The sequence below is a fragment of the Tardiphaga sp. genome (assembly GCF_044340795.1).
Lineage (GTDB): Bacteria > Pseudomonadota > Alphaproteobacteria > Rhizobiales > Xanthobacteraceae > Tardiphaga.
In genome coordinates this window covers 1-7,387 of the sequence record NZ_JBIISY010000275.1, presented here as the reverse complement: position 1 = coordinate 7,387, position 7,387 = coordinate 1, and the positions used below count along the sequence as shown (strand labels likewise).

Below are 7,387 nucleotides of genomic sequence, written 5' to 3'. Positions count from 1 at the left end.
GGGCGCGCGCACCAGCTTGATGCCGAGCCAGACCAGATAGGCCGCGCCGATGAAGCGCACCCAGTCGAACCAGTAGCCCATGGTGGCCATCATGGTGGTGAGGCCGAAACCGACAATGGCGATGACTACCGCCAGCCCCGCTTGCGTGCCGGCAATCGTCACCAGCGCGGCACGGGTGCCGTAGCGCAGGCCGTTGGCGATCACCAGCGTGACATTCGGGCCGGGCAGCAACGCCAGCGCGATGCAGGCAACGACGAAAGTGAGATAGACCTGGAGCGACATCGGCGTTTCTGTTCCGGTTCTGTCGCGGTGGCCGAGCCACGGCGCGTTTGACGGAAACGAACCTAGCATCCCTGTCGCCCAACAAAAAAGGTCGGCGTGGCCGCCGGCCTTTCGATCTCTGTCCGGGCGACTAGAACTGCCCGGTCAGGCGCAGGCGCGGGCCATGGGTGTAGCGATCCGCGAGGAAGGTGGCGACGGCTGCGTTGTCCTGGTTCTGCACATTGATCAGCGCATCCATCCAGTAGCTGAGACCGAGCTTGAGATTCTGTGTCAGCCAGTAGGACACGCCGACCTGCAGATCCGCGCTGAACATGGTGGCAAAGCGCTCGGTGGTGGTCACGCTGGAGCTGCTGAGGCCACCGATGCCGCCACCAAGCCCAGCGAGAAACGGCGGATCGATGGACGTATTCGTTACATTGCTGGAGACGACCTTCTGCGTACCGAACAGAAGGGCGGCATCGCCGAGATAATCGAACGTCCATCCGCCCACCAGCGGGATGGAGCCTTCGAGGCCCATCAACGGGCCAGCCCCCAGGAAGCTCCGGCGATCGACCGTCGCACTCACGCTGGCAGAGGACAGGCTCGAAAACGGCGGGAAGCCGCCGACATTTTGCGGTGGATCGAATGTGAAGGCAAAGGACTGGTTGCGGTTCGTCGTCATCGTCCCGACGTTCTCGGCGACGCGCAGACCTCCCTTGATCTGCAGGGCGTCCGGGCCATCGCCGGCGATGTCCCTGCCGATCGCCAGATCTGCGAGCCAGCGCTTTTCCTGATAGCTCTGCGTCAGGGCGTCGCCGAAGGTGATGGACGTGACGTCACCGCCAAAGAGTGCAGGATTAATCGATCCATTACCGGTCGATGATCCACTCGCCTTGCCGCTTTCGCCGTAGCGGAATTGGCCGCTGACATGCCATGCAGAATTGGCGATGCGATAATCAAAGCCCCCGGCGCCTTCCCAGCCGAGCTTGGGGCCGAGATCGAACACACCCACGCCGCTCGAGCCGACGCCACCGAGCCCGACACCGCCGCCGAGCAGATAGGGTTGCAGCATCGGATCACCGCCAAACCAGATGGCGCCGCCTTCACCCCAGATGCGAAACTGGCGCGGCTGCGTGACGACCGGCGCAGCCTTGTAGGCCATCGGCAGATCCGCCGCATAGGCAGCAAACGGATCGGACTTCGCGGCAGCAGACCCGGCCGCCACGCGCTGCGATGACGGATTGGCGAGCTTCAGTGTACTCGCCTGCTTCTGCAAGTCGCGGTTCTCACGCAGCAGGGCAATCTCCTTGCGGATCGCAGCGTTTTCCTTTTCCAGCGCGGAGATCCGCGATGCCGATCCTTCCTGTGCAGAAGCCGCGCCGATCGACAGCGCTGCAATCGCCGCGCCGACAAAAGTTCCCTTCATGATCGCCCCACTTTGTATGTTGGTCTGTCAGACTGAACTGCGGGACAAACCTGCATAAGGGTGCGACAGGACGACACCGGCATATGCCGGAGACCTCAACACTCAAATCGTAAGTGTGAGTTTGCAGCCACAGTTGTCATTGACGCATCGCGTGGGGTCCACATCGTCTCGTGAACAATGATCGCTGCTATTCCGCAGCGATGCGCGATCCGCAGTGAAACGCTCGATGATACATGGAGATGGTCGCGCTTCGCGTTTGCTCAACAGCCCTCGAACAACGAGCCGTCAGCCGCGCGCGCGCAACTCGCGCCGCAACACCTTGCCGGTCGCCGTCATCGGCAGCGATTCCGCAAAGGCCACATGACGCGGATATTCGTGGGCGGCAAGCTGGGACTTCACATAGTCCTGCAGCTCGCGGACGAGCGTATCGCTCGGCTCGAAGCCGGGCCGCAGCACGATCCACGCCTTCACGGCCTCGGTGCGGATCGGATCCGGGATGCCGACCACCGCCGACAGCGCCACCGCGGGATGCTTGAGCAGCGTATGCTCGATCTCCGACGGACCGATGCGATAGCCGGCGGAGGTGATGACGTCGTCCTCGCGCGAAACGTACCAGAAGTATCCATCGTCATCCTGGATGCCGAGATCGCCGGTGAGCAGGAAGTCGCCGGCATATTTCCTCAAAGTGCCCTCCTCGTTCTGCCAATAGCGCAGCATCGTGCAGGGATTGGGCTGGCGCACGCCGACAATACCGCGTTCGCCTGACGGCAATTCCTCGCCCTGCTCATTGACAATGCGCACATCGAAGCCCGGCGTCGGCTTGCCCATGGAGCCCGGCCGGATCGGAAACAGCGCGGCATTGTTGCCGACCACGAGATTGCATTCGGTCTGGCCATAGATCTCATGCGCATCGATACCAAAGGTCTTGCGCACCCAGTCCAGCAATTCTGCACCGAGCGACTCGCCACCGGTGAGGATGCTGCGCAGCCTGACGCCGGGATGGTTCACATTCGCCTGCCGCATCAGCTTCAGGGCGGTAGGAGGCAGGAACACGTTGCGCACGCCGTGATCGGCCATCAGTTGCATCGCGGCCTCCGGCTCGAATTTCCTGGCGCGATAGCCAACGACGGGGACGCCGTGATACCAGGCCGGAAACAGCGCATCGAACAGGCCGCCAATCCAGGCCCAGTCCGCCGGTGTCCAATAGACGTCACCGGGCTTGGGGAAGAACCCGTGCACCATCTCCACATTCGGGAGATGACCGAGCAGCACACGGTGCGCATGCAGCGCGCCCTTGGGATTTCCTGTCGTGCCCGACGTGTAGATGATGATGGCAGGATCGTCGCAGGATGTATCGACGGTGGTGAAATCATCGGAAGCGGCTTCGAGCGCGGCCCAGAACGATGTCGTGCCATCCGGCGGCGTGTCGGTGATGACATAGATCGCCTCCAGCGCCGGAAGCCTGTCGCGGATCTTCTTCAGCTTCTCATAACCGCCGGCATCGGTGACCACGGCGCGGGCACCGGAATTGTCGAGACGGAATTCGAGCGCGTCCTCGCCGAACAAGGTGAACAGCGGCACCGATACGAGGCCGGAGCGAAACGCGGCAAGATGCGCGATCGGAAGCTCGATGGACTGGGAGAGGAACACAGCGACGCGATCGCCGCGCTTGAGGCCATCGGCCTTCAGCACATTGGCAAAGCGGCGCGAGAAGGAGGCGATCTCGTCGAAGGAGAGTTTCCGCGTGCCGCGATCCTCATCCACATAGATCAATGCCAGCCGGCCGGAACCATCGGCATAACGGTCGCAGGCCACCGTCGCGATGTTGAAACGCGCCGGGACCTCCCAGCGGAAGGTGCGGTAAAGCGCGTCGTAGTCAGTGGTCTCGGTGAGCATGCCTTCAGTCTCCCTGCGACCGTCTGCCTCGTCTCGTTCCGAAGGACCAAGTCTGCAGCCGCAACTCCGTTCTAGACGAAGCTGCGAGCACGCCAAAGTGCCTTGAATTTCGCGGCCCGGCATGGTCTTCAGGCAGCCAATTCGGAACCGGCGCCTCCCGCGCCTCGCCTCCTTCGTCCGGCAGTTGTGATCCATGGCCCGCAGGTTTTCCTCCGCCTATCAATCGGAGCCGATGTCCAGCCTGGCGCTGTGGGCGCGGCGGCTGGCAGTGTTCTCGGCCATCGCCGCGGTGGTTTCCATTGTCATCGTGCGGTTCGGGTTCCTCGAGGTGAAGCCGGCGCTGATGACCTTCTTCGGCGCACTCGGCCTCGCCGGCCTGTCGATCCTGGTGGCCCTCGCGGGCTTTGCGGCGATCTGGCAGAACGGCTCGCGCGGCATGAGTGCGATCCTCGTCGCGCTGCTGCTGGATGCCGTGATCCTGGCCTATCCCGGCTATCTCGCCTGGCAGTATCAAAAGCTGCCGAAGATCCACGACATCACCACCGACCCCATCGACCCGCCGCGCTTCGAGGCACTGGCGCGGCTGCGCAGCGGCGAAGGCACCAATTCCGCGGTCTATGCCGGCCTGTATTCGGCCGAACAGCAGCGCATCACCTATCCGGATATCGAGCCCGTGGAGTTGGAGGTGCCGGTCCAGCGCGCCTATGAAGTGACGCTCGCGCTGGTGAACAAGCGCAAATGGCTGGTGATCGACGAACGCCCGCCGCAGCCGCCGCGCCGCATCGGCCGCATCGAGGCCGTGGCACGCACGCCGATCATGGGATTTCGCGAGGACGTCTCGATCCGCTTCGTGCCGGACGGCGAAGGCTCCCGCGTCGATATCCGCTCGTCGTCGCGCTACTTCGAAGGCGATCTCGGCAGCAATGCGTCGCGGGTGACGAAACTGATCGAGGACATCAATACGGCGGCGGATAATGCGCCGAAGCCGAAGCAGACCCCGGCCGCGAAGGCGGCGGTGAAGGGGAAGAAGTAGCTGCGGCCAGGATTATTGCTGGCCAACCCGAATAAACAATCTTAGATTGCATTTATGGGAAAAGCGGCGCGCAACGAACTCCGAAAAATGAAAGCGAGTTGGCACAATACGGTGTCCACCGCTTTCATCACGGTGGGGATCCTGGGCCCCGCGATAGCGCGCCTGTTCGGCGCTCTCAGTGGCCCGATCGACGTTTCTTTGAGCATCGTTGGATCGATGATATGCTTGGCGGTGAGCGCAACGCTTCACTTCGCCGGACGGGCGGAACTCATGGAGCTTGAAGATTGAAACTCATCGATCTCTATGTGCTGCTTCTTCCGGTTGTCGGCGTGATTTTCATGCTTGCCATCGGGCGTATCGGGTCGCGTCGCTTGCGTGAAGAAACCGCCCGCGCCCGAGAAGCCGAGCGCAAGGCGCGCGAGCCGGCACCTCACACCACCCGGTAACTCCCCCCGATCACCGGATCACCATCGGTCGCCACCACGCCGCGAGCGACCAGATCCTCCAGATGCGCCAGCACCGAATAGCCGGCGGCGCCTGAGAGGCGAGGGTCCAGTCCGATATAGACCGCACGCACGATAGTCGGGATATCCGCCTCCCCCTTGTTGAGACGATGCAGGATCGACGCCTCGCGCGCCTTGCGGTGGCGGATCAGGAAGCGGACGAAACGCTGGGCATCGGGGATGTCCGGGCCGTGGCCGGAGAAATACAAATCCTCGGGTCGCGCCGCGAGTTTCTCCAGCGAGGCCATGTAGTCGATCATCGAACCATCCGGCGGCGCGACGATGGAGGTGGACCAGCCCATGACGTGGTCAGCGATGAACATGTAGTTCTTCTCGCGCCAGGAAAACGCCATGTGGTTGGCGGTGTGGCCCGGCGTCGCCACGCCTTCCAGCGCCCAGCCGTCGCCTTCGATGACATCGCCGTCGCGCACCAGCACGTCCGGCTTGAAATCGCGGTCGGCGCCGGATTCCGGCGAATGCTTCTCGCTCTCGAAGCGCGGACGCGAGGCACGGTGCGGGCCTTCGGCATAGACGGTGGCGCCGGTGGCGGCCTTGATACGCCTGGTGTTGGGCGAATGGTCGCTATGGGTGTGAGTGACGATGATATGCGTCACGGTCTCGCCCTTCACAGCGTCGAGCAGCGCCTGTGCATGCGCCTCGTTGTCCGGACCAGGGTCGATGATCGCGACATTGCCTTCGCCGACGATATAGCTGTTGGTGCCGGTGAAGGTGAAGGGCGACGGGTTGTTGCAGAGAACGCGACGCACGCCGGGACGGACATGATCGACCACGCCGGGCTTCAGCGGATAGTCGCGGTTGAACGGGATATCGTCGTTGTCGCTCATGGTCGGTCCTTCCCGGTGTTCTTGTCGGAATGACTAGCAAGGTGGCGGGGGAATGCAAACGGCGGTGGAACGCGGCTGATATGCGCGACGCTCCGCTTTTCCCTCCCCGGAGCGAAGCGAATGGGGAGGGTGGCCTGAGCGCAGCGAAGGACGGGTGGGGTCTCTCCCCACGAGACGTCCTACCGTGCGGAGAGACCCCACCCCCGCCTATGGGCGGACCCTCCCCACGGCGCCGCTGCGCGGCTTGGGGGAGGGAAATCACTGGCGCCCGCGCGAAACAACAAACACGCCCGAAAACAAAAATGCCCGGCGTAAGCCGGGCATTTCATAGCTCAACCAGCGCCCCGCTTACGCGAAAGCCTGGATCCCCGTGATCGCACGGCCGAGGATCAGCGCGTGGACGTCGTGCGTGCCCTCATAGGTGTTCACGGTTTCCAGGTTCTGTGCATGGCGCATCACCTGGTATTCGATCTGGATGCCGTTGCCGCCATGCATGTCGCGGGCGACGCGCGCGATGTCGAGGGCCTTGCCGCAATTGTTGCGCTTCACCACCGAGATCATGTCCGGATGGAAATTGCCCTCGTCCATCAGGCGGCCGACGCGGAGCGAGCCCTGCAGGCCGAGCGAAATCTCGGTCAGCATGTCGGCGAGCTTCTTCTGCACCAGCTGGGTGGCGGCGAGCGGACGGTTGAACTGCTTGCGGTCCAGCGTGTACTGGCGAGCACGCGCCATGCAGTCCTCGGCCGCGCCGAGCACGCCCCAGGAAATGCCGTAGCGGGCACGGTTGAGGCAGCCGAACGGCCCCTTGAGGCCCGACACGTTGGGCAGCAGGTTCTCTTCCGGAACGATCACGCCATCCATGACGATTTCGCCGGTGATCGAGGCACGCAAGCTGAGCTTGCCGCCGACCTTCGGCGCGGTCAGGCCCTTCATGCCCTTCTCGAGCACGAAGCCGCGGATCTGGTTATCGTGCGCGGCAGACTTCGCCCACACCACGAACACGTCGGCGATCGGCGCATTCGAGATCCACATCTTGGAACCTGTCAGCTTGTAGCCGTCCGACACCTTCTCGGCGCGGGTTTTCATGCCGCCCGGATCGGAACCGGCATCGGGCTCGGTCAGGCCGAAGCAGCCGACCCACTCGCCGGTGGCGAGCTTGGGCAGATACTTCTTGCGCTGCTCTTCGCTGCCATAGGCATAGATCGGATACATCACCAGCGACGACTGCACCGAGTTCATCGAGCGGTAGCCCGAGTCCACGCGCTCGATCTCACGGGCGATCAGGCCATAGGCGACATAGCTGGCATTGGCGCAGCCATAGTCTTCCGGCAGCGTCACGCCGATCAGACCGAGTTCGCCCATCTCGTTGAAGATCTCGCGATCGGTGTGCTCGTTGAGATAGGCGTCGGTGACGCGCGGCAGC

8 protein-coding genes are annotated in these 7,387 nt (G+C 63.3%); 3 read left to right on the top strand and 5 right to left on the bottom strand.

Features of this window, described 5'->3' with window-relative positions; all coding sequences use genetic code 11:
* The 3 genes from ACIQ17_RS28495 to ACIQ17_RS28485 form a co-directional block, all read right to left on the bottom strand.
* A partial coding sequence (locus tag ACIQ17_RS28495) for a LysE family translocator (RefSeq protein WP_398472769.1) occupies nucleotides 1-282 on the bottom strand: 282 nt, incomplete at its 3' end.
* Nucleotides 283-412: 130 nt separating this feature from the next.
* Entirely contained in the window at nucleotides 413-1,687 is a 1,275-nt protein-coding gene (locus ACIQ17_RS28490) for a hypothetical protein (RefSeq protein ID WP_398472768.1), read from the bottom strand.
* 285 nt (nucleotides 1,688-1,972) lie between these two features.
* A complete protein-coding gene (locus tag ACIQ17_RS28485; protein ID WP_398472766.1) occupies nucleotides 1,973-3,583 on the bottom strand; it encodes an acyl-CoA synthetase in 1,611 nt (536 codons plus the stop codon).
* Between the two features lie 193 nt (nucleotides 3,584-3,776).
* On the opposite strand from ACIQ17_RS28485, the gene ACIQ17_RS28480 reads away from it, so the two are divergent.
* Genes ACIQ17_RS28480 through ACIQ17_RS28470 form a run of 3 tightly spaced genes read left to right on the top strand, consistent with a single transcriptional unit; the run spans nucleotide 3,777 to nucleotide 5,062 of the window.
* On the top strand, nucleotides 3,777-4,616 hold the full coding sequence (locus ACIQ17_RS28480; protein ID WP_398472765.1) for a DUF1499 domain-containing protein: 840 nt from the start codon (nucleotides 3,777-3,779) through the stop codon (nucleotides 4,614-4,616).
* 54 nt (nucleotides 4,617-4,670) lie between these two features.
* On the top strand, nucleotides 4,671-4,904 hold the full coding sequence (locus tag ACIQ17_RS28475) for a hypothetical protein (RefSeq protein WP_398472764.1): 234 nt from the start codon (nucleotides 4,671-4,673) through the stop codon (nucleotides 4,902-4,904).
* Nucleotides 4,901-5,062, top strand: coding sequence for a hypothetical protein (locus ACIQ17_RS28470; RefSeq protein WP_398472762.1), 162 nt, complete (start codon nucleotides 4,901-4,903; stop codon nucleotides 5,060-5,062). Before ACIQ17_RS28475 ends, ACIQ17_RS28470 begins: the two co-directional genes overlap by 4 nt.
* Here the strand turns inward: ACIQ17_RS28470 and ACIQ17_RS28465 are convergent.
* Together ACIQ17_RS28465 and ACIQ17_RS28460 are read right to left on the bottom strand one after the other, a co-directional pair.
* Nucleotides 5,047-5,964: an MBL fold metallo-hydrolase gene (locus ACIQ17_RS28465; protein WP_398472760.1), complete on the bottom strand. Its 918-nt coding sequence runs from the start codon at nucleotides 5,962-5,964 to the stop codon at nucleotides 5,047-5,049. The genes ACIQ17_RS28470 and ACIQ17_RS28465 overlap by 16 nt on opposite strands.
* Before the next feature lie 348 nt (nucleotides 5,965-6,312).
* Nucleotides 6,313-7,387, bottom strand: a 1,075-nt coding sequence (locus tag ACIQ17_RS28460; protein WP_398472759.1) for an acyl-CoA dehydrogenase, incomplete at its 5' end; no start/stop codon positions are given.

Bases quoted from the DNA above. Each gene is read 5' to 3' on its own strand.
- ACIQ17_RS28465 (WP_398472760.1), bottom strand. From the start codon at position 5,964: ATGAGCGACAACGACGATATCCCGTTCAACCGCGACTATCCGCTGAAG.
- ACIQ17_RS28480 (WP_398472765.1), top strand. From the start codon at position 3,777: ATGGCCCGCAGGTTTTCCTCCGCCTATCAATCGGAGCCGATGTCCAGC.
- ACIQ17_RS28485 (WP_398472766.1), bottom strand. From the start codon at position 3,583: ATGCTCACCGAGACCACTGACTACGACGCGCTTTACCGCACCTTCCGC.
- ACIQ17_RS28475 (WP_398472764.1), top strand. From the start codon at position 4,671: ATGGGAAAAGCGGCGCGCAACGAACTCCGAAAAATGAAAGCGAGTTGG.
- ACIQ17_RS28490 (WP_398472768.1), bottom strand. From the start codon at position 1,687: ATGAAGGGAACTTTTGTCGGCGCGGCGATTGCAGCGCTGTCGATCGGC.